This window comes from Lysobacter sp. (assembly GCF_035655815.1).
In the GTDB taxonomy this organism is placed as follows: domain Bacteria; phylum Pseudomonadota; class Gammaproteobacteria; order Xanthomonadales; family Xanthomonadaceae; genus Lysobacter_J.
Genome location: NZ_DASRTS010000067.1, coordinates 36468 through 62836, shown reverse-complemented (window position 1 = coordinate 62836; position 26369 = coordinate 36468). Strand labels below are relative to the sequence as shown.

Annotated in this window: 26 protein-coding genes and 1 pseudogene; 6 read left to right on the top strand and 21 right to left on the bottom strand. The window is 66.0% G+C overall.

What is annotated here, in order from left to right:
* Window positions 1-198 (top strand): annotated as a pseudogene (locus tag VFE83_RS17725) (AAA family ATPase); the annotation flags it as partial.
* A 136-nt stretch (window positions 199-334) separates the two neighbouring features.
* Complete coding sequence (locus tag VFE83_RS17720) at window positions 335-1666, top strand: DUF58 domain-containing protein (protein ID WP_324908620.1); 1332 nt, start codon at window positions 335-337, stop codon at window positions 1664-1666.
* 27 nt (window positions 1667-1693) lie between these two features.
* On the opposite strand, the gene VFE83_RS17715 is transcribed toward VFE83_RS17720, so the two are convergent.
* Complete coding sequence (locus VFE83_RS17715) at window positions 1694-1966, bottom strand: metal/formaldehyde-sensitive transcriptional repressor (protein ID WP_324908618.1); 273 nt, start codon at window positions 1964-1966, stop codon at window positions 1694-1696.
* A gap of 47 nt (window positions 1967-2013) precedes the next feature.
* Between VFE83_RS17715 and dmeF the strand changes: the two genes are divergently transcribed.
* The gene (dmeF, locus tag VFE83_RS17710) at window positions 2014-2970 is read left to right on the top strand and encodes a CDF family Co(II)/Ni(II) efflux transporter DmeF (RefSeq protein WP_324908616.1); all 957 of its coding nucleotides are present in this window, start codon (window positions 2014-2016) and stop codon (window positions 2968-2970) included.
* A gap of 78 nt (window positions 2971-3048) precedes the next feature.
* Here dmeF and VFE83_RS17705 read toward each other — a convergent pair whose 3' ends face one another.
* Together VFE83_RS17705 and aroE are read right to left on the bottom strand one after the other, a co-directional pair.
* Window positions 3049-3303: a YkgJ family cysteine cluster protein gene (locus tag VFE83_RS17705; protein WP_324908614.1), complete on the bottom strand. Its 255-nt coding sequence runs from the start codon at window positions 3301-3303 to the stop codon at window positions 3049-3051.
* Window positions 3304-3317: 14 nt separating this feature from the next.
* Window positions 3318-4193 carry a shikimate dehydrogenase gene (gene aroE, locus VFE83_RS17700; protein ID WP_324908612.1) on the bottom strand — a complete coding sequence of 292 codons (876 nt, stop codon included), beginning with the start codon at window positions 4191-4193 and terminating at the stop codon, window positions 3318-3320.
* A 48-nt stretch (window positions 4194-4241) separates the two neighbouring features.
* Here aroE and VFE83_RS17695 point away from each other — a divergent pair, with 48 nt between their 5' ends.
* Together VFE83_RS17695 and VFE83_RS17690 are read left to right on the top strand one after the other, a co-directional pair.
* Window positions 4242-5156 (top strand): TolB-like protein, encoded by a 915-nt coding sequence (locus VFE83_RS17695; protein ID WP_324908611.1) that lies wholly within the window; start codon window positions 4242-4244, stop codon window positions 5154-5156.
* A 120-nt stretch (window positions 5157-5276) separates the two neighbouring features.
* Complete coding sequence (locus VFE83_RS17690) at window positions 5277-6386, top strand: serine hydrolase (protein ID WP_324908609.1); 1110 nt, start codon at window positions 5277-5279, stop codon at window positions 6384-6386.
* Here VFE83_RS17690 and VFE83_RS17685 read toward each other — a convergent pair.
* Both VFE83_RS17685 and oleC read right to left on the bottom strand, forming a co-directional pair.
* Window positions 6370-7926, bottom strand: a complete 1557-nt coding sequence (locus VFE83_RS17685; RefSeq protein WP_324908607.1) for a winged helix-turn-helix domain-containing protein — start codon at window positions 7924-7926, stop codon at window positions 6370-6372. The genes VFE83_RS17690 and VFE83_RS17685 overlap by 17 nt on opposite strands.
* Before the next feature lie 6 nt (window positions 7927-7932).
* Window positions 7933-9591: an olefin beta-lactone synthetase gene (gene oleC / locus VFE83_RS17680; protein ID WP_324908605.1), complete on the bottom strand. Its 1659-nt coding sequence runs from the start codon at window positions 9589-9591 to the stop codon at window positions 7933-7935.
* A 100-nt stretch (window positions 9592-9691) separates the two neighbouring features.
* Here oleC and VFE83_RS17675 point away from each other — a divergent pair, with 100 nt between their 5' ends.
* The gene (locus VFE83_RS17675) at window positions 9692-10075 is read left to right on the top strand and encodes a YkgJ family cysteine cluster protein (RefSeq protein WP_324908603.1); all 384 of its coding nucleotides are present in this window, start codon (window positions 9692-9694) and stop codon (window positions 10073-10075) included.
* 760 nt (window positions 10076-10835) lie between these two features.
* Here the strand turns inward: VFE83_RS17675 and VFE83_RS17670 are convergent.
* The 16 genes from VFE83_RS17670 to VFE83_RS17600 all read right to left on the bottom strand — a co-directional run bounded on the left by VFE83_RS17670 (window position 10836) and on the right by VFE83_RS17600 (window position 26349).
* Entirely contained in the window at window positions 10836-11750 is a 915-nt protein-coding gene (locus VFE83_RS17670) for an alpha/beta fold hydrolase (RefSeq protein ID WP_324908601.1), read from the bottom strand.
* Between the two features lie 98 nt (window positions 11751-11848).
* The gene (locus tag VFE83_RS17665) at window positions 11849-13519 is read right to left on the bottom strand and encodes a type IV secretory system conjugative DNA transfer family protein (protein ID WP_324908599.1); all 1671 of its coding nucleotides are present in this window, start codon (window positions 13517-13519) and stop codon (window positions 11849-11851) included.
* 27 nt (window positions 13520-13546) lie between these two features.
* Complete coding sequence (locus VFE83_RS17660; protein ID WP_324908597.1) at window positions 13547-13795, bottom strand: hypothetical protein; 249 nt, start codon at window positions 13793-13795, stop codon at window positions 13547-13549.
* Between the two features lie 58 nt (window positions 13796-13853).
* Complete coding sequence (locus tag VFE83_RS17655) at window positions 13854-14204, bottom strand: hypothetical protein (protein WP_324908595.1); 351 nt, start codon at window positions 14202-14204, stop codon at window positions 13854-13856.
* Between the two features lie 60 nt (window positions 14205-14264).
* Complete coding sequence (locus tag VFE83_RS17650) at window positions 14265-15395, bottom strand: XVIPCD domain-containing protein (RefSeq protein ID WP_324908593.1); 1131 nt, start codon at window positions 15393-15395, stop codon at window positions 14265-14267.
* A 27-nt stretch (window positions 15396-15422) separates the two neighbouring features.
* The gene (locus tag VFE83_RS17645) at window positions 15423-16043 is read right to left on the bottom strand and encodes a hypothetical protein (RefSeq protein WP_324908591.1); all 621 of its coding nucleotides are present in this window, start codon (window positions 16041-16043) and stop codon (window positions 15423-15425) included.
* A gap of 143 nt (window positions 16044-16186) precedes the next feature.
* Window positions 16187-17398: a peptidoglycan-binding domain-containing protein gene (locus VFE83_RS17640; protein WP_324908589.1), complete on the bottom strand. Its 1212-nt coding sequence runs from the start codon at window positions 17396-17398 to the stop codon at window positions 16187-16189.
* Window positions 17399-17542: 144 nt separating this feature from the next.
* Window positions 17543-17995, bottom strand: coding sequence for a hypothetical protein (locus tag VFE83_RS17635; protein ID WP_324908587.1), 453 nt, complete (start codon window positions 17993-17995; stop codon window positions 17543-17545).
* Between the two features lie 66 nt (window positions 17996-18061).
* Window positions 18062-18745 (bottom strand): hypothetical protein, encoded by a 684-nt coding sequence (locus tag VFE83_RS17630; protein WP_324908585.1) that lies wholly within the window; start codon window positions 18743-18745, stop codon window positions 18062-18064.
* 90 nt (window positions 18746-18835) lie between these two features.
* Window positions 18836-20185, bottom strand: coding sequence for an XVIPCD domain-containing protein (locus tag VFE83_RS17625; RefSeq protein WP_324908583.1), 1350 nt, complete (start codon window positions 20183-20185; stop codon window positions 18836-18838).
* Entirely contained in the window at window positions 20182-20766 is a 585-nt protein-coding gene (locus VFE83_RS17620) for a hypothetical protein (RefSeq protein ID WP_324908581.1), read from the bottom strand. Before VFE83_RS17620 ends, VFE83_RS17625 begins: the two co-directional genes overlap by 4 nt.
* 86 nt (window positions 20767-20852) lie before the next feature.
* Entirely contained in the window at window positions 20853-21338 is a 486-nt protein-coding gene (locus tag VFE83_RS17615) for a DUF4189 domain-containing protein (protein ID WP_324908578.1), read from the bottom strand.
* A gap of 70 nt (window positions 21339-21408) precedes the next feature.
* Window positions 21409-21897 carry a DUF4189 domain-containing protein gene (locus VFE83_RS19550; protein WP_414674781.1) on the bottom strand — a complete coding sequence of 163 codons (489 nt, stop codon included), beginning with the start codon at window positions 21895-21897 and terminating at the stop codon, window positions 21409-21411.
* A complete protein-coding gene (locus VFE83_RS17610; protein WP_324908577.1) occupies window positions 21894-23042 on the bottom strand; it encodes a type IV secretion system protein in 1149 nt (382 codons plus the stop codon). The genes VFE83_RS19550 and VFE83_RS17610 overlap by 4 nt, the downstream gene beginning before the upstream one ends.
* 33 nt (window positions 23043-23075) lie before the next feature.
* The gene (locus VFE83_RS17605) at window positions 23076-23828 is read right to left on the bottom strand and encodes a hypothetical protein (RefSeq protein WP_324908575.1); all 753 of its coding nucleotides are present in this window, start codon (window positions 23826-23828) and stop codon (window positions 23076-23078) included.
* A 64-nt stretch (window positions 23829-23892) separates the two neighbouring features.
* Complete coding sequence (locus VFE83_RS17600; RefSeq protein ID WP_324908573.1) at window positions 23893-26349, bottom strand: VirB4 family type IV secretion/conjugal transfer ATPase; 2457 nt, start codon at window positions 26347-26349, stop codon at window positions 23893-23895.
* Between the last annotated feature and the right edge of the window lie 20 nt (window positions 26350-26369).

The window sequence follows — 26369 nt, the reverse complement described above, 5'->3', positions numbered from 1 at the left end:
CCGATCTTGGTGCGTGCGGCACGCGCGCAGGCCGTGTTGTCGGGCCGCGATTTCGTCACGCCCGACGACGTCCGCGAAATCGCCAAGCCCGCGCTGCGCCACCGCATCGCGCTGGCGCCGGAGCTGCAGATCGAAGGCCAGTCGCCCGACGACGTGCTGCACGCGCTGCTCGCCAAGGTCGAGGCGCCGCGCAAGTGAGCGACGTGGCGCTCGAACCTGCACGCCGGATGACACGCGCGGCAGCGCCCCTCTCCCTGCGGGAGAGGGGTTGGGGTAAGGGTCGGGACGTGCGGGGCGTCGACGCCTGCGATCCGAAAATGTCGATGCACCTGCGATGACCAACGCCCAGACCAGCGTCCGCAGCTTCCCGCGCCCGGCGCCGAGCCTGCTCGCGCTGCTGGTCGTATGGTCCGCGCTTGGCCTTGCCGTTGCGTTCGAGTACGCGACGCGCACGCAATGGGCGCTCGCCGGCAGCGCGCTTGGCGTGCTGCTGCTGATTGACCTCGTCCTGCTCTGGCGAGCACCCACGCCGATCGTGGAGCGACGCGTGGCCGACACCTGGCCCATCGGCCTGGAACGTCCGGTCACGCTGACACTGCAGAGCGACAACGCGCAGCGCGTGGACGTGTTCGACCTGCACCCGGGCGGCTGGCGCATGCAGGGCCTGCCGCGCGGCTTGCGCCTGCGTCGCGGCGAGGCCGCCTCGTTCGACTACCAGCTGTGCGCGAACGCGCGCGGCGACTTCCGCTTCGATGGCGTGCAACTGCGGCTGCACTCGCCGCTGCGGCTCTGGTGGCACTCGCGCGTGGCGGGCGCGGCGCAGCAGGTGCGGGTGTTCCCGAACTTCGCGCCACTGGCCAAGTTCGCGATGTTCAGTGCGGAACAGGCCTCGCGTCTGGTCGGCGCGCACCTGCGTCGCCGCCGTGGCGAGGGCACCGACTTCCATCAGATGCGCGAGTACCGCATCGGCGACAGCCTGCGGCAGATCGACTGGAAGGCGACGGCGCGCGCGCGACGGCTGATCTCGCGCGAATACCAGGACGAGAAGAACCAGCAGCTGGTGCTGATGCTCGACACCGGCCGCCGCCTGCTGGCGCGCGACGGCGAACTGGCGCATTTCGACCACGTGCTGGATGCCGCGCTGGTCGTCGCGTACCTGGCGCTGCGCCAGGGCGACGCGGTCGGCCTGCTGGCCAGCGGCGGTGCGACCGCATGGGTGCCGCCGCATCGCGGCGTGGGCGCCATCGACGAGTTGCTGCGCGCCAGCTACGCGCTCCAGCCGCAACCGGTGGCGACGGATTTCCTCGCGGCCGCGACGGAACTGTCGCTGCGCCAGCGCCGGCGCTCGCTGGTCATGCTGGTCACCAACCTGCGCGACGAGGACATGGACGACGTGCTGGCTGCCGTGCAGCTGCTGCGCAAGCGTCACCTGGTGTGCGTGGCCAGCCTGCGCGAGGGTTCGCTCGATGCGGCGCTGAAGGACGAAGTGCAGGACCTGTCCGGCGCGATCCGCGCCGGCGCCACGGCGCAGTACCTGGAACAGCGCAACGCCGCGCACGAAGCCCTGCGCAAGCATGGCGTGATGGTGCTGGACGTCACCTGCGACCAGCTGGCCGCGTCCTTGGTGGAGCGATACCTCGCGGTGAAGCGGGACGGGTTGCTGTAGGCGCCAGCGCCGGCCGGCCGCGTGCAGCTACTTCGCGTAGCCCTTCAGCAGCTCGATGATCGCCGCGGCTTCGCGCGCTCGCTTGGCGTCCGACTTCTCGGCGACGACGTGCTCGATCAGATGACCTGAGAGCACTTCCATCATCAGTCCGTGGATCGCGCCCTTCGCCGCCGCGATCTGAATCAGCACGTCGGTGCAGTCCGCATCGGACTCCAGCGCCTCTTCCAGCGCGGCCACCTGGCCGGCCACCCGCCGCACGCGTGTCAGCAGCTTCTTCTTGTCGCGAGTCACGTGCGCCATGGTGCGCGACCATATACCCTGGGGGTATGCAGTCCACCTCCAGTCCTATGAACCTCGACGCCCTCGCCGAAAGCCGGCGCCATTCGCATGCCTTCGATGAGGGCAACCCGATGGCCGAGCGGAACACACGCCGCGCCATGTGGCTGACGCTCGCGATGATGGTCGTCGAGATCGCTGGCGGCTGGTGGTTCAACTCGATGGCCGTGCTCGCCGATGGCTGGCACATGAGCTCGCACGCCATGGCGCTGGGCCTGTCGGCCGTCGCGTACGCCTGCGCGCGACGCTATTCGAACGACCACCGGTTCGCCTTCGGCACGTGGAAGATCGAGATCCTCGGCGGCTACACCAGCGCGATCCTGCTGATGGGCGTCGCCGTGCTGATGGCGGTCCAGTCCGTCGAGCGCCTGTTCAATCCCAGCACCATCCATTACGAGCAGGCGATCGCCATCGCGATCGTCGGCCTGGCGGTGAACCTGCTCTGCGCGTGGTGGCTCCGCGATCATCATTCGCATGGGCACGACCATCACGACGACCACCACCATGGTCATCACCACCATGGCCACGGGCATCATCACGATCTGAACCAGCGCTCGGCGTATCTGCACGTCATTGCCGACGCCGCCACGTCGGTGCTGGCGATTGTCGCGCTGCTGGGCGGCATGTACTTCAATGCGGCGTGGCTCGATCCCGTGATGGGACTGGTGGGCGCGGCGCTGGTCGCCGTGTGGGCGTGGGGACTGATCCGCGATTCGGGTCGCATCCTGCTGGACGCGCAGATGGACGCACCGGTGGTCGAGGAAATCCGGGAAGCGATCGAAGGCAACGGGCTCGATGCACGCATCAGCGACCTGCACGTGTGGCAGGTGGGTCGCGGGAAGTTCGCGTGCACGGCCGAGGTCGTCACCGGCGCTCCGGCCGATCCCCAGGTTTTCCACGAAGCACTGGCGGTGCATGAAGAGATCGTGCACGTGACCATCGAGGTGAGGTCGAGCGGTGTGGCCTGAGCCTCGCTTCCGCAACGCCTCGAACAGCACAACGTCGCCTGTCGTTGCGGCGACAGATGGAATGAGCGCCTCAGCTGCCTAAGGGCACGTCAGCCGTTCCAGTTCCAGCAGCGTTCCGATCGCTTCCCCACGCGATTCGCCGCACATCTCCCGCGAAGGCCGCAACGACGCGCAGAACGCGGGGCGCTCCGGACGTCCGAACAAACGGCAGCGGTAGTCGTCGTCCAGCTGCACGCATGGGATGCCGGCCGGCTTGCCGTGCGGCATGCCGGGTATCGGCGAGTTGATCGACGGCGCGATGCAGCACGCGCCGCAACGGGCGCGGCATTCCATGGCGACAGTTCGCGTCAGTCGGCCGTGACCAGTTCGGCGCGGTGCTCGCGCAGCACTTCGTATACGGCGTCAGTCTCGGGGCGCACGCCGTGCCAGCGCTGGAAGCTTTCGGCGGCCTGCTCCACCAGCATGCCCAGGCCGTCGATGCAGTCGTGGGCCCCGGCGGCGCGCGCCCACGCCAGGAACGGAATCGCCACTTCGCCGTAGCTCAGGTCCACCGCGGCCGTGCGCGGATTGGCCAGCGCAATGGGCAGCGACGGCAGGCCGTCCGCGCGCGCGGCGGAGGTGGCGTTGACGATCAGGTCGAACGTGCCCAGCGAACCGATGTCGCGCAGGTAACGCGGATGCACACGGCCGGGCATCGCCAGCGCGTCGGCCAGCGCGTCCGCGCGTTCGGGCGTGCGATTGACGATGTACAGGTCGCCGATGCCGGCGTCCAGCAGCGCCGGCGCCACACCGCGCGCGGCACCGCCGGCGCCGATCAGCAGCGTGCGGCGCGCGCGCAGGTCCAGGCCGTGGCGTTCGGTGAGGTCGCGCACCAGGCCGACGCCGTCGGTGTTGTCGCCTTCCCAGCCGGTGGCGGTGCGGATCAGCGTGTTGACCGCACCGGCGCGGCGCGCGCGCTCGGTCAGCGTGGTGCAGGCACTGGCCGCACGCGTCTTGTGCGGCAGGGTCACGTTGGCGCCCAGCCCGCCTTCGGCTGCGAACTCGGCGAGGATCGCGTCGAACAGTTCCGGGGCCGCATCCATCGCGGTGTATTCCAGGGCGATCCCGGTCTGTCGGCCGAACACGGCATGGATGCGCGGCGAGAGCGAATGCGCGACCGGATGGCCGATCACGGCGAAGCGCTTTACGACGGCGGGATTTGCGACGGAGGCGAAGTTGGACACTGGGGGCCCTCGCTAGACTGGGGGAATCACAATGAGGGGAGACGCACGATGCGACGCAGGGCGGCCTTGGCGGCAAGTGTAGCGGCGGTGGTCGCGGTGGTCGGGATCGCGTTGTCCGGGCCGGCGTCGGCCTTCCTGTCCGAGTTCGGCATCGAAGGCATGGGCGTGGTGTCGACCAAGGCCAGCGAGATCCGCGGCAGCGTCAGTCCGGACGGCCAGCATATCGTCTGGGGCAGCACCGACCGTGAAGGCGGCGCGGGTGGCTGGGACCTCTGGCGGGCACGCCTGAAGGACGGCCGTTGGCAGGACGCAAAGCCGGTTTCGGTCAACTCCGTGGCCAACGACTTCGACCCGCTGTTCAGTGCGGACGGGAAATGGCTGTACTTCTTCTCCAACCGGCCCGGCGGGCAGGGTGGGGACGATCTGTACCGGGCCGCAGTGCGCGACGACGGTTCGTTCGGTCCCGCGGAAAACCTGGGACGCGGCGTCAATACGCGCGGCGACGAATGGGCGCCGACACCCAGCCGCGACGGCACGCGCCTGCTGTTCGCCAGCGACGGACACGGCGGCGCAGGCGGACATGACCTGCTGGTGGCCCGCTGGGACGGGAAAGCCTTCGTGCAGCCAACGCCCGTTGCCGGCGTCAACAGCAAGGCCGACGAATTCGACGCCGCCTGGCTGGGCGACGGACGCACGCTTGTGTTCGCGCGTTCGCAGGATCCGGCCACGCAGCCCGTGCGACTGTTCGTCGCCCACTGCGACGGTGCGCGCTACGACGACATCGCGCCGCTGAAGCTGTCGTTCAACACGGAGGACGGCACCACACTCGGCCCGGCCGTGGACTGGAACAAACCCGGCGAACTGCTGGTCAGCGGCACCGCCAAGGCACCCCGCGCCGGCAAGCTGGACGTGTACCGGATGAAGGCGCCGACGGCGGAGGGGAAGGCGGGTTGCGGAGGCTGACCGCGATTTCGTGGCGGTGCATGGCGATGGCGCCGAGTCCTTCATAAATCTTCATTCGCATTTCAGGCGGTTCATTCAGGTCTGCGCTGCACTCGGCGCTCCTTCACGTGGAGTCGCCTCATGCGCCGTCTCATGCTTTCGGTCCTGCTGTCTGCCTGCACCTCCTTCGCCGCCGCGGCACCCTATGCGCCGCCGCCGCGGCTGGAGGACGGCTGGGCGGTCGCCGATGCCGACAGGACCGGCTGGAAGCTCCCGACGCTGGCGGCGATGGAGGACGCGATCGCCGATGGGGCTGCGCCCGACACCACCAGCGTGCTGGTGGCCCGCGACGGCAAACTCGTGTACGAGCGCTACTTCAACGATGGCGGACGGGACGTCCTCAACAACACCCGCTCGGCCACCAAGACCATCACCGCCCTGCTGGTTGGTGCGGCGGTCGACCGCGGCCTGATCGCCGGACCGCAGGCGCGCGTGTACGGGTTCTTTCCCGACCGGACCTGGCGCAACGACGATCCGCGCAAGCGCGACTTCACCGTCGAGGACCTGCTGACGATGAGTTCGCAGTGGGAATGCGACGACGACAATGCGTTCTCGGCGGGGAACGAGGAGCGCATGTACCTCAGCGCCGACTGGACGCAGTTCGTGCTGGACCTGCCGATGAAAGGCTACGCGCCGTGGATGCGGCGGCCGGCCGACAGCCCGTATGGCCGCGCGTTCGCGTACTGCACGGCCAATTCGTTCCTGCTGGGCGCCATCGTCGAACGGGTCAGCGGGAAATCGCTGGCGGCATTCGCGCGCGAGGCGCTGGAAGCGCCGCTGGGCATCCGCGAGAGCGTCTGGGGTGTTTCGTCGGAAGGCGTCGGCATGGGCGGCGGTGGCACAACGTATCGCAGCCGCGACTTGGCTAAGTTCGGACAGTTGTTGCTGGACGAAGGGCGCTGGCAGAACCGCCAAGTCGTCTCGCGCGACTGGATACGCGCGATGACGACCGTACACGCGCAGGCGCGCGATGACGCCGAATACGGCTATCAGCTGTGGCGCTTCCATTTCGACGTGCGCGGCACCCGACGCGATGCCTGGGCGATGTCGGGCAACGGCGGCAATTACGTGTTCGTGGTTCCGTCGGAACGGCTCGTCGTGGTGGTCACGCGCACGCGCTTCAACCAGCGCGACATGCACCGGCAGTCGCAGCAGTTGCTCTCGGACTACATCCTCAAGGCGCTGCCGTAAGCCCCGCTGCGCGCTCCAGTCCGCGGGTGCGAACGGCTTCGCGTTCGCGCGCGACCGCCACGTCAATGGCCGTGGTCACGTCGGCGAAGCGCGGCGACTGCCTGAGTGACGCGAACAACGGCGAGCGACGCAGGTAGGCCGCGTCGCGATAGCCATGGCGGACGGCGTCGGCCAGTGCGTCGAGGGCTGCATCGCGTTCGCCGGCGGCGTCCAGGAGCAGGGCGGCGTCGAGTCCGTCCAGCGGTTCGCTGCCGGCGTGCAGGCCGGCACGAAGCGATTCCGCGTTCGCGAGCAGCGTCGTCGGCGGTGGCGTCACGCCCGCGGCGAACCATCGCACTGTGCGCGGAAAGCTTGCCTGCGGCCGCAACGCCTGCGCACGCGCGGCGGCCTGTTGCGCGGCTGCGCGATCGCCGCGCAGCAGTGCCAGTTCGGCGGCGATTAGCTGCAGGGCGGCGTGATCGGTGCCCCGTGCCAGCGATTCCTCCAGCGCGGCCTGCGCTTCGGCGACGCGGCCCTGGCGCATCAGGAACGCCGGCCACGCCTGGTTGGAGAACACGTTGTCGGGATACAAGCGGAAACTGCGGCGGTAGCGCGCCTCGGCCGCGGCGGAATAACCCAGCAACTGCAGGTTGCTGGCGACTTGGATGTCGTGGAAGCGAACGCGCGACGGCTCGCGCACGGCGAGGTTGGCCGCCAGCGCATCGGCGAGCCGACCCTGGCGCTCGTACAGATACGCGGCAGATGCGCGCACGGCGTCGGCACGTGGGTCCAGCTGCAGCGCGCGCTCGTAGCTGCGCAGCGCATCCTCCACGCGGCCGCGGCAGTCATACGAGTAGCCGAGTGCCGCGTGTGCGGCGGCATTGTCCGGATCGCCGGCGATCACGCGTTGTGCCAGCGACAGTGCCTGCTTCACCGAATCGGCGTCGCCGTTGTACAGGCATACGCGCGCGCTGTACGCGCGGCTGAGGCCCACCAGCGCTTCGCTATCGTCGGGCGCTTCCTGCAGGCGCTCGCGATACAGCACGATGGCGCGCTCGTTGTCGTCGCGCTGGCCGATGCCGGCGTAGTACGCGGCGCGCTCCAGCAGCGGCGAACGTGGCGCAGCGTTGGGCGCGGGACGCAGCCACCAGAGCAGGCCGCCGGCGATGGCCGCCATCGCAATCGCACCCGTGACCCAGACGGGCCACGTGCGCGTCGCGCGGCGCGTGGCCGCACGCGCGTCGTCGAACGGCTGCGGCACCGTACACAGCTGATAGCCTTGGCTGCGCACGGAACGCAGATAGCGCGGCTTGCGCCCGTCATCGCCCAGCGCCTGCCGCAGCAGCCGCACGCGCTGCGTCACTGTTTCCTCGTTGACGACGGCCGGCGACCACACCTGATCGATCAGTTCGTCGAAGCCCACCACGCGCGGGCCCTGCTCCAGCAGGTAATGCAGCAGCCGGAAGCTGAGGCCGCCCACGTCCAGCGCAACGCCGTCGCGCTCCACGCGCTGCCTCGGCACGTCGATGACCAGATCGTCCAGGCGGTAGCGGTCCGTCATGTGTCGTCAGTCGCCACGCACGCGGCCCGCCGCCCACGCCGCCAGCTTTTCACGGCCGATCTTCGCGTTGTGGCGGATGTCGACCGGGAACTTCGGATGGTGGAGGAAGGTGGCGATGGCCGCGGTGTGCGGATGGCTGGCGCCCAGCGTTCGCAACTCGGCTTCGATGCGCGTCCACTGTCCGGCATCCGTGCCGGGCGCCAGCTCCACGCAGAGCACCGGCCGCTGCGCACCGGGCTTGCCCACGCCGACCAGCGCCGTGCGGCGCACGTCCCGGTGCGTGTTGAAGATGGGCTCGACCTGCTCGGTGTACATCGGCCCGTCCGCGGTTTCCACGCGATGCGACTTGCGTCCGCAGAACCACAGGCGACCCTCGGCATCCAGATAACCGACATCGCCCATGCGGTGCACGATGCGTTCGCTGCCATCAGGCAGGCGCTCGCGGATCTTCGCCGCGCGCGTCTGTGCTTCGCGGTTGAAGTACAGGTCGGTGGCGGTGGGGCCCGCGACGGTGATCTCGCCAACCACGCCTTCGCCGAGTTGCGTCACGCCGCTCCAGTCGGCGATCGGTGCGTCGGTGATCGCGATGATCCGCATCTCGTTCGGCGCGACGGCGCGGCCGACGCAGGTGCCGGCGCCGGCTTCGGTCGCGCTGCGCGTGGCCTGCAGTTCCCGGCCCTCGATCACCGCGACCGGCAGGCATTCCGTGGCGCCATACGGCGTCCAGAACTGCGCGTCGCGCGGCAGCAGCTCGCGCATCTTCGCCACCACGTCGGCAGGCACCGGCGCACCCGCGGAGGTCACGCGCTTCACCGTCGGCAGCGGCTGTCCGAAATCGGCCAGCACCTTCATCAATGCGGGCGATCCGAACAACTGGTCCACGCCGAAGCGTGCGATCGCATCGTGCAGCCGGCGCGGATCGGCCAGCGCGGGTTTGGTCGGGTCCATGTCGGGAATGATCGACGTGAGGCCCAGCGCGGGATCGAACAGCGCGAACGGCGGGAACGTCGGCAGGTCCACGCCACCCGCCTGGATGCCGAACGCCTCGCGCAGCATCGCGATCTGCGCGACGAAATGCCGGTGGCGGTACACGACGCCCTTCGGAATGCCGGTGGAGCCGCTGGTGAACAGGATCGCGGCGACGTCGTCCGGTTGCGTGTCGGCCAGCTGGCACTCCGCGCCGGCGCCGTCGCGTTCGACCTGCGCCAAGGTGCCGTCGGCCAGCCAGGCGCGAGCGCCGGTCGTGATGCGGATGCGCGCTGACTTCGCCCAGCCCAGCAGCACGCGCGCGAACTGCGCCAGCGGAATGCCGATGAACGCCTCGGGCGCGGCCTCGTCCAGGCACTGCCCGAGCGCGCGCTTGTCGATGCCCGGGTCCACCAGCACCGGCACCGCGCCGGCCTTGAACAGCGCGAACATCAGCAGGAAGAACTCCGGCGATGGCCGCACCATCACCACGGTCCGCGTGCCGCGGACGATGCCGCGGCGCGCCAGCCCGGCCGCAATAGCGTCGCTGCGGGCGTCGAGCTCGCGGTAGGTGAGGGTAGTGTCGAAGCGCGCCATCCCGTCCTGTCCCCGCGTGCCGGGGCAGCGCATGGCGATGCGGTCGGGGAACCGGGCCGCCAGGTCCGGGAGCGTCGAGGCGATGTTGCAGGGGGTGTCCATGCATTCATTTTCGCCCGATCCGCTCCGCACTTGCGCCGGGCGCGCCAAGCCTCAAAATTCCGCACCCGCCCGAGCCTCCGGACCCCGCGACGGTCCACCCATGCAACACCCCTGCCTGACCTGCGGCGCCTGCTGCGCCTTCTTCCGCGTGAGTTTCCACTGGTCCGAGGCCGACCCGGCGATGGGCGGGCACGTCCCGATCGAACTCACCGAGACGCTGCGCGCGCACGAGCGCGTCATGCGTGGGACGTCGCAGAGCCAGCCGCGTTGCGTCGCGCTGGACGCCGAGATCGGCCGCTACAGCCGCTGCACCATTCACGACCGCCGCCCGTCGGTGTGCGCACTGGTGCCCGCGTCGTGGGAGTTCGGCGCCGCCAGCCCCCAATGCGACAAGTCCCGCCTGGCGCATGGCTTGCCGGCGCTGACCCCGGACGACTGGATTGGCGTGCGCGAGGAAGAGAAGAACCCGTTGCCGGAGATTTGAGGCGGATTGCCGGGGCAGGGTCGGCTGCCTGGCCATGCTCGCTTACGGATAGTCCGCAGTTTCCACGTCGAGCGACGGTCGCTGGTGGATTGGCCGGTAAAGCACGAAAAGTCCATGGATCCCCGCCTTCGCGGGGATGACGGGCAAGAGCATGGTCGCTATGTATTCGGCGATCGCGACTGTTCTTCGTGCTGTTGTTGTTGTTGCTGTTGCTGTTGAACAGCCAACCTAGCCCCGGAGGGCAGCGCACAGGACGTGCGCTGCTGAGCGCGGAGGCAGGATGCCGACTCGCGAAGGCACCGACTCCCGTTCCAGTCGTGGGATTGCTTCGTCGGGGAAGACCGTTTCTTTTGGTTACTTTTCTTTGGGTCAGCAAAGAAAAGTGACCCGGCCGGCTTTAGACGGACGGAAGCTGTGGCTCTTCCGCTTCTCACAGGCGACCGGTAAACCGTGCAAAGTCCCTGGATACTCGGCTGACGCCGAAGTGAAGCGGAGCCGGCCTTCGCGGGAATGACGAGCTAAGAGCAAAGACAAGCGGGGTCCCTGCGCTCGCGGGGATGACGAGGAACGGCTGCATCGCTGCTGAGCGACGTCCGGTAAAGCGTGAAAAGTCCCTGGATTCCCGCCTTCGCGGGGATGACGAGCAAGAGCAAGAGCAGCAGCAAAATGGATCCCGGCGTTCGCCGGGATGACGAGCTAGGCGGGTGGCCCAGCGGAAACGGAAAGATCCCTGACTTTCCTGTTCCGCAGGAACGCACCTCTACAGCGGATGCGAATCCAGGAACGCCCGGATCTGCGGCACCAGCACCTCCGCCTTGTCTTCCAGCACGTAATGCCCCGCGTCCTCGAACGCGTGCACCTGCGCCTGCGGCAGCGCGTCGGTGAAACCCTTCAGGAAATGCCGGTCGAACACGAAATCACGCAGGCCCCAGCCGATGAACGCCGGGCGGTCGGCGTATTCGGGCAGCTTGCGGCCCATGGCCTGCACCAGCGGCCAGGCCGCGTCGCCCTCACCCAGCGGGATGTCCTGTACGAAGCGCGACGTCGCGATGCGGTTGGCCCAGCTGTCGTACGGCGCGACGTAGGCGCGGCGCACGTCGGCGGGCATTTTCTTCTCGACGCCGACGAACGACGCGATCGACGAGAACGCGTTGAAGCCGCGGATCAGCAGCGTGCCGAGCGCCAGGTCGCGGCCGAGCTTGAGCGACTTCGGCAGAGGCTTCGCGGCCGGCAACGGGAACGAGCCGGTGTTGGTGATGACCAGCCGGCGGATGCGCGCCGAGTGCTTCAGGCCCCAGCCGAAGCCGATGCCTCCGCCCCAGTCGTGCACGGCCAAGGTAACGGGGCCCTCGATGCCCAGGTGCGTCAGCAGCGTCTCGATGTCATCAATGCGCGACTGCAGCGTATAGCGATAGCGGTCGTCGCCGGGCTTGTCCGACAGCCCCATGCCGATGTGATCGGGTACGATGCAGCGATAGCGGTCGCGCAGGACCAGTACCAGCTTGCGCCAGTAGAAGCTCCACGAGGGATTGCCGTGCAGCATCACGACGATCTCGCCGTCGCGCGGTCCCTCGTCGAGGACGCTCATCGCAATGCCCGGACGCACGTCGAAGCGCTGCGGGGTGAACGGGTAATCCGGGAATGCGGACGCCGGGGTCGTCGGAACTGGGGTCATGGGCCACTCGAAGCGGGCCCAGAGCGCACGGCGGGCCACGAAAGCCCGGCATTATCGCCCCGGCGGCCGCCCGGCGCACGGTCGGGCGGCGCAGCGGGTCAGACCTTCAGGGTCGGCACGTCGACCTTGGGCAGCAGGCGCGAGGTGAAGTACCGGTCCTGGAAGTACTTGATCTTGGTGCACATCACCGGGTGCTCGATGCCCTCGTACAGGAACACTTCCTTGTCGAAGCCCATCGCCTTGAGCTCCTGCGGCAGCATCAGCGCGCGCTTCTCCTCGCTCACGCTGCGGCTGACTTCGCGTCCGCGGGTGACGTTCTGCTTGCGCACGGTGCGGTAGCCGAGCATCTCCGAGTAGTCGTTGGCGTCCTGCTGCTCGCGCGGCGCGTAGATGATCTGCAGCGCGTGGTTGGTGATGATGGTGCGCGAGACGTCCTTGCCGTACACCGCATCCAGCTGCGCCATGGACTGGATGATCGGCAGCAAGCGGATGTTGTAGCCGGCCATGTACGACACCGCGTTGGCGATGATGTCGACCTTGCCGATGGCCGTGAACTCGTCCATCAGCAGCAGGCACTGGTGCTTGAGCTGCGGGTTGTTCTGCGGAAGTTCGCGCGTGTTGAGGTTGATCAGCTGGCTGAAGAACAGGTTCACGATCAGCCGCGCCTCGGCCAGCTTGTTGGGCTGGATGCCGATGTAGATGGTCATGCGCTTCTTGCGCACGTCGGTCAGCAAAAAATCGTCCGCACTGGTGGCGGCATCCAGCACCGGATTGATCCAGGGATTCAGCGGTTCCTTGAAGGTGCCCATGATCGAGGCGAACGTCTCGTCCGCCTGCGACAGCAGCCCGGCGAACGCGGTCTTTGCATGCTCGCTGAGGAACGGCCGCGTCGACAGGCCCTGCAGATAGGGCTTGAGCTCGCCGCCGGTGCCGGTCGAGAGGCGGTAGATCGCGCCGAGCGTGGGCTTGGGCGGGTGCGGGAACGTGCTCTTGCTGGCGTCGTCCCAGTTCTCGAACAGGTACAGCGAGAACGCCATGAACGCATTGCGCGCCTGGCTCACCCAGAACTTCTGGTCATCCGAACCGTCCGGATACAGCATCGCGGCGATGCTCATCAGGTCCGAGATGCGGAACGCCGGATCGGGCGAGACGTAGGTGAGCGGATTCCAGCGGTGCGTGCGGCGATCTTCGGCGAAGGGATTGAACAGGTAGATCTCCTGTCCCTGGCTCCTGCGCCAGCCGCTGGTGAGGTCGAAGTTCTCCTGCTTGATGTCCAGGACGACCATCGATTCCTGGTACTCGAGCAGGTTCGGGATCACCACGCCCACGCCCTTGCCCGAGCGCGTGGGCGCGGCCAGGATCACGAACTGCTGGCCGCCCAGGCGCACCAGCTTGCCGCCGAACTTGCCCACCACGATGCCGTTGGCGGTCGGCTTGAACAGTCCCTTGCTCGCCAGGTCCGAGGCGGTGGCAAAGCGCGCCTCGCCGTGCAGCGCCTTTTCCTTCGGCTTCAGTGCGACCACCAGCAGCGCCACGTACGCCATGACCGGAACGCCGAATCCGATGGCGCCGCCGAGCTTGATCCTGCCCACGTACGGCGCGACCTGCGGATGATCGAGTGCGCGCAGGTAGGCCCAGTAGGTGTTCCACTGCAGCAGGCTCGTGTCGAGCTTGAGCAGCAGCAGCGTCAGGTAACCCGACAGGTAGGCGCCCAGCGCCAGGGTGAGCACGGCGAACCCCGCCGCCCACGCGAACTTGCGATTGCGCATTACGGTACTTCTCCCCCGATGTTGCCTTCAGCGACGCCGTCGCCTGGTTGGCGCCGGCGCCTGTTTCCGTTCGTTTTGCCCGTGCACCATCTCGTCCGTCTGCGCGTGCACCCAGGCCTTGGCGTCGTCGAGCGACACTTCCAGCCGCAACGGTGTCCCCGCCGAATCGATCACCGCATAGCCCGTCGCCCCACTGAACACGCCGGCCGTGTCGTCACGTCCGTCTACCGCGACGATGCGGTAGGGGCCGCGGGTGTATAAGAACGATTGCTCCATCCCCGATGTTCCTTTTCGGTCGCGGCCGAACATCGGCCCCTCTGCTCGCCTTCTTCGGTCAGGGACTCGCGTCCGCCGGGTCGCGCGCGATGGAAGTCCCACCACCGCCCACCGTGAACCCCTTGGGACAAACGCGGGCATATTGCTGAGCCGACACGGGGTTGAAGCAGTACTGGTTGGTGACCGTATACGTGCCCAGTTGCGGACTGATCGGAGCCCAGCAATGCCACGGCACGCCCTGAGTGCAGAACGTGAATGGATCATTGTTGTAGTAAGGGATGTACTCGTAGCACGGATCCTCCGATGCGCAGTTCGCGCTCGCGCTACCGGCAACGAGGAGCAGCGCGAATGCAGCTGCTGCCATTGGCAACTTTCTGGGGATCACCCGTGTGCTGATCCGCTGATTCATCTCGCGTCCTCCATTGCTTGGGAGACGGACGCCGCACCGAGGTACGGCGCCCGCGTGACGTCACATCGACATCCGAGCAGGCTCGCGCTGTTGCGCCTGCGCCTGCTGTGACTGTTGCTGTTGCGCGTCCTGCTGCCATTGCTGCGAGCTGCGCTCCACCGGCTGCTGCGCGGCCGCCTCGCGGTCGGCGTAGATGCGATGGTGGGCCGGATCGTCCAGGCGACCCTGCACCGCGAACAGGCCCTGGCCGTTGGTGCCGAGCGCGACGTGATCGATGCGGCTCATGCCGCTGACCTTGGCCTCGAACGCCAGTGATGCCGCGGCATTCTGCATCTCCTGCTGGTTCCTGAAGCCTGCCTGCGGAACCAGTTGTTCGAGCTGCGAAAGCGCCTGTTTGTACATCGCGTTGCCGGGATGATTCGCGTCGGAGATCAGCGGCTGGCGCTCGCCGATCTTCAGCGCATCCAGCGTCTTCGGGCCGGCGATGCCGTCGTCCTTGAGCCCGTGATCGCGCTGGAATGCACGCAATGCGTCCTCGGTGCGCGCGCCGAAGTGTCCGTCGGGCACGAGTTCACGTCCCTGCGCATCCCGATAGCCGAGCTTGGCGAGCGTCTCCTGCATCGCCTTGACCTCGGCGCCACGCTCGCCCTGACGGAGGACGCCGTCGGCCATGGCCGCCTCTCGTGGAGCATCGTTCGCTTGCTGATGGCCGCCCAGTGCCAGGGCAATCCCACGCTGCATCGTCGGACCGTGGAACACGGCGGACAACATCCTTGCGTACTGTGGGTCAGTGGCATATCCCGCTTTCTGGAGGGCGGCCGCTTCCCTCTCCAGGTTCCCAAGCGTCCCCTCCTCGAACAATCCGGCCTTCGTGTACCGGGGATTGTCCTTGAGGAAGGTCACCCGGTCCCGCAAAGCCTGTTCATGAGAGTCATAGACCCTGAAGGACTGGTCCCGCCATACCTTCCTGCCACCTTCGATCTCCCAAACATTGAAGGTTTTCGACTCGCCTTCCCATCCACCGTGCGACTTGATGTTGAAGATGTTGTTTGTTCCGGGCAGGACCCGTTGCCCCCAGCCCGTTTCCTGGGCCGCTTGGGCGAGGATCAACTCCCACGACATGCCGGTTTCTCGCCCGATCTTCCGCGCCGCGGGATACAGATCGGCAATGAACCTTTCCTTGTCACCCATGTGTAGTTCTCCTGGTCGGATGTTCCGTCATTGATCGATCTTCACGACCGATACGAATGTTCGTCGGTTCTCCGGGTCTTCCATGCGGAAGTAATGGCCGCTGACCGACAGGTTTCCGTCCACCACTCTGAAGCCGCTGTCCGCATCGTCGACCCAGGCCGAGTAGGGCCCATTGACCTGCGGTGGCACTACGTCCCGCACTTGGGTCACCGCGCCATCCTCGACCTCCAGTGCCGCGACGCTCAGCAACGTTTGCGACAGCGTTTGACTGGATTGCGTGTCCGCCTGAAGCAGGACAAACAAGCGATTGCCATCGCGAATGCAACCGGTTGCCCTCGCTTGGAACGTATCTGCTGGCAGATCCATCTCGCGAACCCACTTCACCCGACCGCCGGCGTCTCTGAGATAGGCCAGCGGTCTCTGGCTCAGGCCATCCTCGTCTGTCACCGCACCGGCCTCGCATACCCAATCATTGCCGACGCGACTGCTCACGTATGACTGGAATGTCTCCGGAATCACGCTCGCCACTTGGACTTCCTTGTCTCTTGAATGGTTGACAGGTGACGACTCCACCTTCGGGATAGCGGGCTGCGTGGCCTGTCCAGGATGTTCGCTTGCGTCACACGCAGCCAAGGCAGACATCAGCATCAGAGCGGCGGTCGGCCACTTTGTTGCTGTACTCGAGCATGGGCCGGTGTTCGCGACCGGCCCGCTCAGCTGGACGCAATCTCGAACGGGCGCGGCCAAGTGCAAGTCCTCAGAATGGGGGGCGGTCATATCTGGCGCCGTCATCAGAGAGTCATCCGAACCGGCTCGCGCTGTTGCGCCTGCGCCTGCTGCGACTGTTGCTGTTGCGCATCCTGCTGCCATTGCTGCGAGCTGCGCTCCACCGGTTGCTGCGCGGCTGCCTCGCGGTCGGCGTAGATGCGATGGTGGGCCGGATCGTCCAGGCGACCCTGCACCGCGAACAGGCCCTGGCCGTTGGTGCCGAGCGCGACGTGGTCGATGCGGTTGAGACCGCTGACCTTGGCCTCGAACGCCAGCGATGCTGCGGCATTCTGCATTTCCTGCTGGTTCCGGAAGCCTGCCTGCGGACCCAGTTGTTCGAGCTGCGAGAGCGCCTGTTTGTACATCGCGTTGCCGGGATGGTTCGCGTCGGAGATGAGCGGCTGGCGCTCGCTGATCTTCAGCGCATCCAGCGTCTTCGGGCCGGCGATGCCGTCGTCCTTGAGGCCGTGATCGCGCTGGAATGCACGCAATGCGTCCTCGGTGCGGGCGCCGAAGTGTCCGTCGGGCACCAGCTCACGTCCCTGCGCATCCCGATAGCCGAGCTTGACGAGCGCCTCCTGCATCGCCTTGACCTCGGCGCCACGCTCGCCCTGGCGCAGCACACCGTCGGCCATGGCATCGCGCGCAGCCTCGCGTCCGGGCTGTGTTGCCTCGTGCGGTGCAATCTGGCGCCACGCTTCGGCGGGCGACTTACCCTGCCGGATCGCTTCCTGATACTCCTGGCGCATCGCATCGAGCGCGCCGGCCACCTGGTCGGCGGAAATCGACGCGCGATTGTTGCCAATACCGCCGTACTTGCTGCGCCCGGTGTCCGGGTCGGCCACGCTGGCCCACTCTGCGGCCACTGCTTCCTGGGCATCGTGAAGCGAAACGCCCGGCTTGCCGGTGATGTAGCCGTGGATATCCGGACGCTTGGTCACGATGAGGTAGTCGGAGAAGATCCGCTCCTGCATCTCCGGCGTGAACCGCTCGTTGCGTCTGATGCCGAGGGCGGAAACCGCGCCGTCCATCGTGCCCGGAATGATCTGGTACTTGCCGACGGCGAAGAGCCTGTCGGGATCGCGACGCGGCAGGTGCTGCGCATCCTGCAGCTCTCCCATCGTCATCCGCGAGAAATCAATCGTTGCTCCGCGAGCATCGCCCGCGCTGCCGCGATTGAAGGAGTTGTAACCCCCTTCGCCGCGGCTGATCAGGTCACCCAGTCTGTTGCCCATGATGTTTGAACCTCCAGTTCAAGCAAGTGTGGTTGTCGGCTCATCGATCCGTTCGTCCTGAACACCCGAAGGCCTCAAACGGAAGCAGGCACTTGCAAACCCGCAACCGCGACCGGCGCGTCATGCGTCGGCGTACCAGGGCACTCAGCTTCCCGAGGCCTTGGCAAAACTCCATTCGACAACGTTGAAGCGGGAATCGTCGCCGGCGACATTCCAGTCCTCGGACATTCCGTAGCTGGTCACGTCCAGCCGTTCTCCCGCCTGGTTCTCGAAGTGGCTGATGCAGTAGCCATCGCCGCTGCACGACTCCAGCTCCGGCAGGTGATCGCAGATCGCGCCGTCGCCTCCCACGTTCGTCTTGCACTCCGCGGTAGCCACCGGCTTCCATCCGTGCGCAAGCACCGCAGTGCGCAGGTCGGCGTAGGCCATGTCCTTCTTCAGTACTTCTTCAAGCTTCGACTGCACGTTTTCCTCCTTCGCGGCGGGAACAGGGGTCGGCTTGGCCGCCGCTGGATCCTCGACCTTCGAAACAACCTCACCGCTTTCCGGCGCCTGACATCCCGTTGCCAGCACGCAGACGAGCAGTGCTGAAACCAAGCTACGCGTCATTGTTGGATCTCCTCTTACGCAACAAACTCCTTTGCACTCTTCCCGCCCCGCGCTTCAGAGCGCGACCTGCTCCAGTTTCGATGGATCGAGATCTTCGAAGCTGAGTTCTCCGAGCTCCCTAGGCGTGAACTCCTTTCGCTTCTGCTTGCCGGATTCCATGTCGACCACCGAGCGAACAATCTTGTCGACGTACCAACCACCGTTGGCGTACGTAAAGGTGTAATCGTCTGACCAGCGTTCCCGGGACCCGCCTCCGACTGCCACCGTGAAGCGGTCCTTGTCGATCCGCACATATCCGTAGGGGTCTCCAGCAACGCCGCCACAGGTTTCGCACGGCACAAGCCTTTCGTTGCGCTTGGCGGGTTGCAGTGTGCCGCTGGCGTCGCGTACCAGCAGGACCACGGTGCGCGGTACGCCCTCGCCGAGTCGCTCGTCACCATTGCCGGTGTCCAGGACCAATAACGCGTCCGGGCGACCGTCACCATTGAGGTCGCCACCGACGGAGTCGATCAGCGTGCTTCCCTCCGGAACGTGGGCGTGCAGTTCCTCCGCGGAGGAAGTTGCCTTCGCGTCTTCCTCGCTGGATTGGTTGGCTTTCACTGGAGATGAACCGGCACGGCTGGCTGCAGGTTTCGTTTCCCGCGCAGCCGAGCTCTCCGCCTCAGCCTGTACGCCTTGCGAACACGCCATCAAAGCCAGCAGCGACGCGGTCAGCATGCACTTACCGATGATCTGCACTTGCTTGTCTCCTGTAGCTCCATCACGCGGCATGCGCCTCAATTCTCGGCGACGTCCGCCGAAACCAACGCCGCTGTCACCATGCTGTCCTCACGCCATCGCACGGCCGTGCGGACCCTGCTGTCGCTCCTGCTGCTGTGACTGCTGCTGCGCCAGCGCCTGCTGCTGGGCGATGCTCTGGTCCATTCGCTGCGTGCTGGTCTCCAGCGGTGTCTGCATGGCTTCCGTCGTTGCCACGTTGACGCGCAGGTGCGCGGGGTCGTCCACGCGTCCCTGCACGGCAAACGCGCGGGAACCGTCCGTGCCCAGCACGACGGCATCGATGCGCTGGCCACCTGCGGAATGCATTTCGGCGGCGAGCACCCCGGCAAGCTGGCGGCTCTGCTGGTCGGGCGCGCGCCCCACCTTCGCATCGAGCGCATGCACGCCACGTTCGGCGTCCTGGTACAGCGAATGGCCTCCGTGACGCGGATCGTCCATGCGCAGGGAGGAGTGGTTCTCGCGCTGTTCGCGACGTGCGGGCTCGCCCGGCTGCACCGGGCCGCGAAGTGAATCGATGGAGTCGATGACGTTGCCGATGGGGCCACGCGCGCCCCGGGTGACGCCTTCACGCAGGTCGAGCATGTCGCTGCGGTACTCGCCGATCATGCGATGGTTGTCCTGCGCCCGCTGCCGCGCCTGCGGATCGGCCAGGATCGATCGATCCGGACGCCCGTCGGCATCGACTGGCAGGAAGTTGTGCATCTTGTGAGCGTCGAACGAGAACGCCGCGACGCCAAGGGCGGTATCGGGGATCAGCCCGTTGTAGCGGCTGTTGCTGAAGCCCCCGTTGCCCAGACGGCTGATCTCCTGCTCTGTCGCATAGATGCGCACCTGGCCGTAATGTCGGGCCGCCGCGCTGACCGGATCGGACGCCATTACGTGATTGAGCACGGCGTTGCCGCCCTCGGGGATGCGATAGCCCAGACTGGCGGCACCATAGGCGTTGAACGTCTCGCCCTTCAGGTCGAAGTGATGCGCGCTGGCTTGGGCGAGGGCGCCTCCGAGGGAGTGGCCGGTGACGGTGACTTCGGGCGCGTGACCGGTGCGTGCCTCCTGCCGTTCGGCATATTCCAGGGCCTTCCGGGTCAGGGCGATGGCGTCGGGGATCTGGGGGTTCGCGCGACTGAACACCATCGATCCGTCGGCCAGCAGACCGTCGCGAAACGGCTCGTTGTCGAATTCGGTACCCCGATGCGCGACGATGATCTCGCCCGTCGATGCGTTCTGGTAGATCGTTCCCTGATACCCGTTGCGGCTGTTCTGCGCGTGCTCCACGACCACGTACTTGACGCCGCCTGCGTACGTGTACTCGGGATTGTTCGGGTCGGCCGTGCCAACGCGGTAGTCCTTGTAGGCGTCACCGGCCAGGTGGGCGTATTGCTGGGAGGGAACAGTCATGGCTGCGGTCCTTGCGCCTTGAGGGTGACCTTGAACAATTCGTCGCGGATTTCCGGCTTATAGCGGTCCGGCGTGGGGAACCCCGAATCGCGATAGTTCGCCATGGCGTCGCGAGGGTATGCGCCCTTCCAGAAGTACAACTGCACTTCTTCTCCGCGAAGGAGCTGATCGGCCATGATGGCCGGCTGGAACATCGCTTCCCCATCGGCGCCCGTGGCGCGCAGCGTGGCGCTGGCCGCCGTGAGTTCCCAATGGCAGACACCGCGACCGTAGTAGTCCTCGTCCAGCATCTGGTCCAGGTAGACCACGCCGCGATACTCGCTGTCGGATACCTTGGTGAACGCAATGTCTTCCTGGCTGGTGATCCGTTCGGCAACGCCGGCCGAATTGATATGGCCGCACTCGTTCTCGTTCGTGACGTCGTACTGCGCGCCGCCCGAGACCTTGGCGAACGGGCCCGGTGCGTTCTCGATCGTCATCACGATCTCATAGGCACGCTTCGGAGTCGGATTGAGACGGGCGCGACCGCGGTCGTGCTCGACAGGCTGCAGGCCGGATGCGTTGGAAGTGTTCTGGCTCATGTTCGTCTCGGATGCACTGCAAGCGGTGAGGCTGAGAGCGGCCAGCAAGGGCAGGGCCGCGCGGTAAATGTTCTTCGCTGGATGTGTCACTCGATCCACTCCGATCGACTGCGTTGTGATTCGACGACCTTGCATTGCACGCCGCCGCTGCGCTTGCAGTGGCTCATCGCCTGTCGCCTCGCGCCCCACCAGCCAAACTCGGAACCGGCGTACAGATGCCCCTGCTGCGATCTGACGACAGCGAAATAGCCGTTCGCGAACTGCAGCGCGACGCGGCAGTCCGCATAGCCGGAGTGCTTGCACTCGGCCATCGCGGCGGCATCGGCGCGTTCCTGACTGGAAGCGCCCGCGGCCCAGGTGTAGGTCGGCGTCCCGTCAGCGTTGTGGCCCCAGACGATGGCCGCGTAACGGTCGGCCCAATAGCCCGAGCCGCCCGCATCCGCGGCGATTGGCACGCATTGCCGCGCCTGCGGCGTGTCGTAGGGGTACTGGCCCGGCGGGCATCCGCCTTCGGCGTGGGCGGCGTTGCTCCAGAACAACGCGACCACAAGGACAACGAGTAGCTTGTGCATGATCGGCACTCCTTTGCTCAAATTGGATCAATTACTGAACTGGCTAGGAAGTCGTCTCAACCTTCTCCAGTCACTGGACGCGCACGGGTAACGAGCAGTCCGACCAAGCCACCGCGCATTTGGCCTCACTCGTACAACGCGTCAGCTTTTGCATCGCGCGCTCCTGCGCCTCCTTCTCCGTGGCCGCCGTAGCCGTCGCTCTACGCCCGCCGCCTCTGGCTATTGCTGCGCATTGATTGTGGAAAGTGGACTCCACTGCACATCCAGAACTGCCATTAGCTGAGCACCTTTCCACCGCCAGTTGCCTCGCCGCGCTTTGGCTGTGCTCGCCTGCGGACACACCCATATCCCCAGTTGCAGGGTCCACCGCCAAGGCTCCCCATCGATCCAACCATCGCGTTGGTGGAACATCACCTGAGCCGCTCTTACCTGGAATCGGCACACATTGCCGAGCTTGCGGTGTGTCGTAAGGATATTGACCAGCTGGGCATCCGCCTTCAGCCAGCGCGGATCCTGTAGCCACAGTTAGCAACACCAGCGCGAGCGCCCTTGATTTCATGTCAACCCTCGCGACCGATTCGGCGCCTCTGTCTTGGTGACGTCAGCGTAGGTGGGGGCCACTGAACCGGATACCCTAGTTCCAGAGTTAAGCAACCCTGTTGATCGGTCTGTTTTGTCGCCCGTAGATTCGGTATCGCGTGATTGCGTAGGCGCCGCCCCGCGATAACCCTGCTCGCCCGGTCGCTGTCCGGCGCCCGGCGCGCCGCCGAAGACCGAGTACGCCATGTAGCTGCCCAGCGTGCCCTGGAAGAAGTACGCGGCCACCGGAGGCACGCCCACCAGGGCCAGCGTCATCAGCAGGCCGATTCCGCCTTGCAGCATTGCCATGCTGCTCACGCTCTGTGCCGTTGCACCCGGAGTTGCAGCTGCAATGCCGTACTGGATGACGAGTGCCGCGGAAACGGCAAGCACGACCTTCTTGACCACAAGAGACATGAAAGCCATCAGCGAGAACGAGAACATGGTCCCGATTCCATACAGCAGCCATTTCTGGAACAACGACTGCGTTTGCTTGAATAGCAGGGACAGGATGAACAAAGGCGCAAACCCGACGAACAGGGCGAGCGCCACCTTGTAGAGCACCTGCAGCGCGCCGCCCACCAGCGCCGGTCCGGCGATACCAACGCCCGCCATCCACATTGCGCGGTCCTTGTCTTCCTTCACCGCAAGGCTGCCGTCGCCCGAGACGCCGAATGCATCGATGGCAGCCATCGCCGCTTCCATCTGGGCCATGCTGTCGTCGATCTGCGAGCCCGCGCTCTCGTTCTCCCCGGTGACGATTTCGGTGATTTCGCTGGGAAGCTGGTTGCTGAGGAAGTCGTAGGCGTTGGCGCCGGCAACGGTCATCGTCATCGCCAGTGTCGCGATGAATGCCGCGCGCGTGCCGTCGGCGACCAATTCCATCGCGTTGCGCGCCTGGCCCTGGATGACGCGGTATCCCTGCCAGAACACCCACATCGTGACCAGCACAAGGGCCGTTCCGCTCACCCAAGCCATCATGCTGGCGAGCATGTTGGCCTGGAAGACCATGATCTCTTCATCGATGAACCTGAAGATTTCATGGAAGAACACGTATTGGCCAATGGCCTCCAGCTGCGCGCTCGGCAGCAGGGCATCGGTGAGTGTGGCCGCAATCTGATGCATCAGAACCTCCGTCGCCGTCCGTGGGCGACTCGATTAGTCTGCTTTCTTGAACCGAGCGCCCGCGCTGGTGTAGGACGACTGGGAAGCTTCGAGCGCTCCCCTGAGGGTCGCCAGCGTGCCTACGCCCGTCACGACGTCGCCCGGTGTGGTGCCGGCCTTCTTGCCGTTCAGTGCGTTCTCGCCCAGCGATTCGCGCAGGGCGCGTAAATAGCTCAGGCGCGCGGCGTAGGCGTCCATGTAGGTGCGGTACTGCTGGCGGTCCACCTCCATGCGGGCAAGCAACGCGAGCAGCTCGTTGCTGTTGCTCTGCAGCTTGCCGGTGGAGTCATCGGTGAGGTTCGCGCGCGCGTCCTCGATCGCCTTCAGCCGCTTCTGGCGTTCCAGCGCGACCTTGCGCATCGCCAGCGCGTACTTGTACTGCGCCAGCTCGGTTTTCACGATCTCCTTGCAGATCGTCAGCTGGTTCTGGCCAGTCTTCGACTTGGTGCCCGAATCGGGGCAGCGGGTTTCCTCGCCGAATTGGGCGACCTCGGTCGGCTTCTCTTCGTCCAGGGACAGTTCCGGATCCTTGGGATCTTCGGTCGCGGACTTGCCAGCCTTGCCGATCTTCTGCTGGTTGCGGATCTCTTCCAGGCGCTTGTTGGTCTGCGACTCGAGCGTCTCGTTCACGCGGTCCAGACCCTCGTGGGTGTTCCGGTCGGAGACCTTCCACTCGGCAGCGGCCTGGCCGGCCACCAGCAGCAGTGCCGGAATCAGCATGGCGCTCACGCGGGAAAGGCGCGGCATTGAAGGGTTGCGTGTGGCTCTCATGGAAGATGCCCCTGTCGGTTCGTCGCAGTGAGGAAGTGGATCAGGCGCGGGCGGTCGCAGCGTCGCTTCGCTGCGGCCGGCCTTTGCCCGAACCCTTTCGTCGTTCGTAGAAGGTCTGCAGCCACTGGTCGGGCTGCAGGTCGCCCGGCGTCGCGCCGGTGGCGTCGGCCGTTTCCCGCAGCACGCGATGCAGGATCTCGATGTTGTCCGTGGAGGCGGAGATGACCGACAGCGCGTCGTCCATTCCGCGCAGGTTGAGCTGGCAGACGCTGGCCGCGTGGCCCTGCTTGACCAGGAAGCAGCGCGAACGTTCGTCCAGGCCCTTGATGACCTGGTATTCCGCTTCGGTCAGCTTGAGGCCGTCGATGTAGTCCTCGCGGGAGGCGTTCGGGTTCGGCAGCAGGATCATGGTCGCCGTCTGCTCGATCAGTGCAGCGGCGATGTCGCTCTGCAGCGCATCCTCCGGGCTCTGCGTGGCGAAGATGCCCAGGCCGTTCTGCTTTCGGATCGTCTTCTGCTTGTTCTTGGCGAATTCCTTCAGGCCGCCCTCGCCGTCGAGGATCTTCCAGAACTCGTCCATCACGTAGATCAGCGGACGGCCATCGATGAGTTCCTCGAGACGGTGGATCAGGTAGTTGATCACCGGGATGCGGACCTCGGGGTTGTCGATCACGTCGGTGTAATCGAAGCCGATGATGTTGGCGCGCGCCAGGTCGATCTGGTCGACTGGATTGTCGAACACCCAGCCGAGCGAGTTGCCCGCGGTCCATTTGCGCAGCCGCGCATACAGGCCATCGTCGCCCATGTTGGGCAGGCTCTTCTGCAGGTTTGTCAGCGTGCGCAGATGCATCGGCGTGTCGAGGATGCTCTCGACCGCGCGGAAGATGTCCTCTTCCTCACGCGCCGAGTACACCTTCTTGCCCGCAAGCACTTTCACCAGGTCGGCGAGGAACTGCACGTTGGCTTCGTTGCGCTCGCACTGGAACGGATTGAAGCCGGTAGGCTGGCCGTTCTCCAGCGACAGGTAGTTGCCGCCGCAGGCGCGCACGAAGATTTCCGCACCACGGTCCTTGTCGAAGAAGAAGATGGTCGGCTCGGGGCTGAGCTTCTGCGTCTGGCTGAGCAGGAAGTTGATCAGCGCGGTCTTGCCGGTGCCGGACTTGCCGATGACCATCGTGTTGCCGATGGCCTTCTCGCCCAGCGAGTTCTCGCCCGGGTGCGTGGCGTGGAAGTTGAAGTAGTACGGCTGCCCGTTGGTGGTCTGCAGCGTGGTGACGCACTCGCCCCACGGGTTGTTGTCCTTCTTGCCGCTGGCGAAGTTGTGCAGCGGCGACAGCCCCAGGAAATTGAGCGAGCTGACGTTGGCCAGGCGGGTGCGGTAGCTCCAGTTGCCCGGCAGCTGGGAGTAGAACGAGGCCGTGATGGCCAGGTCCTCCTTCGCCGAGACGAAGCCCGCATTCGACAGCTCCGCGCGGGCCGTGGCGATGTTCTGCGACAGCTGCTGCTGGCTGTCGGCGTACACCGCCATGATGAAGTGGTATTCGCCCAGCACGAAGTTGCCCGAGGCCAGCTGGTCCATCGCGTGGTCCAGCTCGACGATCTGGCTGACCGCCTTGTCGCCCGACGAGACCATCATGCCCTTGGTGCGATCCAGCACCCTCAGCGCGTCCTGTCGCCCCATCGGGCTGAAGGAATGCGTGATGACGTAATCGAAGTCGAGGTACTTCAGGCCATTGAGGATGCCTGGGTACGTGCCGTCGGGATATTCCTTGATGTTGAGGATCGCGCCGTAATGGCTCTTGCCGTTGGGTGTGTTGACGGCGAAATCGCCCGATTTGGCCGAGAACAGGTGGCGGCTGACCGGCAGGTAGTCGGGTACGGGCGCCGGCAGCACCGGCACGGGCTCGTCGATGTGGTTCAGCACGTAGCCGAAGAATTCCAGCGCTTCGGAGAACACGATGCCGTTGGCGGCTTCGTACATGCCCAGCCGGTACGGCGCGTAATCCTTCAGCACGGCTTCGAGGTTGGTGGCCAGTTCCTGCACCTTCAGCACGGCCTCGTCCTGCTGGGCCTTGAGCCGCGTGACGTCGCTGGTGCGTTCTGCGAACCGCTTACCCGACACGATCGGGCGATAGATCATGGTCAGGTACAGCTCGTTGTTCATGATCTTCTGCGAGGACAGCGACTCGTAATACGCGTCGGACATGTCCTGGTTGAAGCGCTGCTTGAACCGGCTCTGGTCGCGGATGCGTCCGCGTCGGCGCACGTCGTGCACCCAGAACGCCACGTTCACGTAGTCCGGTGCGCGCAGCGTCTGCAGCAGCCGGTTGAACGTGTTGTGGCGGTGCTCGATCTCCCACTCCTCGCGCCCCACGAACGGCAACCCCTCGAGCCGCCAGACGAGCAGGTAGTCGCCGCCGACGGTCTTGATGACCGTGGGGGACACGTGCGTCGACAGCGGGATGTGGTCCTTGATGGGAGAGTCGGGGTTGAACATGTGCAACCTGGCTATGGAGT

Excerpts from the sequence above, each read along its gene's own strand:
- VFE83_RS17720 (WP_324908620.1), top strand. The coding sequence starts at position 335 with ATGACCAACGCCCAGACCAGCGTCCGCAGCTTCCCGCGCCCGGCGCCG.
- VFE83_RS17715 (WP_324908618.1), bottom strand. The coding sequence starts at position 1,966 with ATGGCGCACGTGACTCGCGACAAGAAGAAGCTGCTGACACGCGTGCGG.
- dmeF (WP_324908616.1), top strand. The coding sequence starts at position 2,014 with ATGAACCTCGACGCCCTCGCCGAAAGCCGGCGCCATTCGCATGCCTTC.
- VFE83_RS17705 (WP_324908614.1), bottom strand. The coding sequence starts at position 3,303 with ATGGAATGCCGCGCCCGTTGCGGCGCGTGCTGCATCGCGCCGTCGATC.
- VFE83_RS17695 (WP_324908611.1), top strand. The coding sequence starts at position 4,242 with ATGCGACGCAGGGCGGCCTTGGCGGCAAGTGTAGCGGCGGTGGTCGCG.
- VFE83_RS17690 (WP_324908609.1), top strand. The coding sequence starts at position 5,277 with ATGCGCCGTCTCATGCTTTCGGTCCTGCTGTCTGCCTGCACCTCCTTC.
- VFE83_RS17685 (WP_324908607.1), bottom strand. The coding sequence starts at position 7,926 with ATGACGGACCGCTACCGCCTGGACGATCTGGTCATCGACGTGCCGAGG.
- oleC (WP_324908605.1), bottom strand. The coding sequence starts at position 9,591 with ATGGACACCCCCTGCAACATCGCCTCGACGCTCCCGGACCTGGCGGCC.
- VFE83_RS17675 (WP_324908603.1), top strand. The coding sequence starts at position 9,692 with ATGCAACACCCCTGCCTGACCTGCGGCGCCTGCTGCGCCTTCTTCCGC.
- VFE83_RS17670 (WP_324908601.1), bottom strand. The coding sequence starts at position 11,750 with ATGACCCCAGTTCCGACGACCCCGGCGTCCGCATTCCCGGATTACCCG.
- VFE83_RS17665 (WP_324908599.1), bottom strand. The coding sequence starts at position 13,519 with ATGCGCAATCGCAAGTTCGCGTGGGCGGCGGGGTTCGCCGTGCTCACC.
- VFE83_RS17660 (WP_324908597.1), bottom strand. The coding sequence starts at position 13,795 with ATGGAGCAATCGTTCTTATACACCCGCGGCCCCTACCGCATCGTCGCG.
- VFE83_RS17655 (WP_324908595.1), bottom strand. The coding sequence starts at position 14,204 with ATGAATCAGCGGATCAGCACACGGGTGATCCCCAGAAAGTTGCCAATG.
- VFE83_RS17650 (WP_324908593.1), bottom strand. The coding sequence starts at position 15,395 with ATGGGTGACAAGGAAAGGTTCATTGCCGATCTGTATCCCGCGGCGCGG.
- VFE83_RS17645 (WP_324908591.1), bottom strand. The coding sequence starts at position 16,043 with ATGCTGATGTCTGCCTTGGCTGCGTGTGACGCAAGCGAACATCCTGGA.
- VFE83_RS17640 (WP_324908589.1), bottom strand. The coding sequence starts at position 17,398 with ATGGGCAACAGACTGGGTGACCTGATCAGCCGCGGCGAAGGGGGTTAC.
- VFE83_RS17625 (WP_324908583.1), bottom strand. The coding sequence starts at position 20,185 with ATGACTGTTCCCTCCCAGCAATACGCCCACCTGGCCGGTGACGCCTAC.
- VFE83_RS17620 (WP_324908581.1), bottom strand. The coding sequence starts at position 20,766 with ATGAGCCAGAACACTTCCAACGCATCCGGCCTGCAGCCTGTCGAGCAC.
- VFE83_RS17615 (WP_324908578.1), bottom strand. The coding sequence starts at position 21,338 with ATGCACAAGCTACTCGTTGTCCTTGTGGTCGCGTTGTTCTGGAGCAAC.
- VFE83_RS19550 (WP_414674781.1), bottom strand. The coding sequence starts at position 21,897 with ATGAAATCAAGGGCGCTCGCGCTGGTGTTGCTAACTGTGGCTACAGGA.
- VFE83_RS17610 (WP_324908577.1), bottom strand. The coding sequence starts at position 23,042 with ATGCATCAGATTGCGGCCACACTCACCGATGCCCTGCTGCCGAGCGCG.
- VFE83_RS17605 (WP_324908575.1), bottom strand. The coding sequence starts at position 23,828 with ATGCCGCGCCTTTCCCGCGTGAGCGCCATGCTGATTCCGGCACTGCTG.
- VFE83_RS17600 (WP_324908573.1), bottom strand. The coding sequence starts at position 26,349 with ATGTTCAACCCCGACTCTCCCATCAAGGACCACATCCCGCTGTCGACG.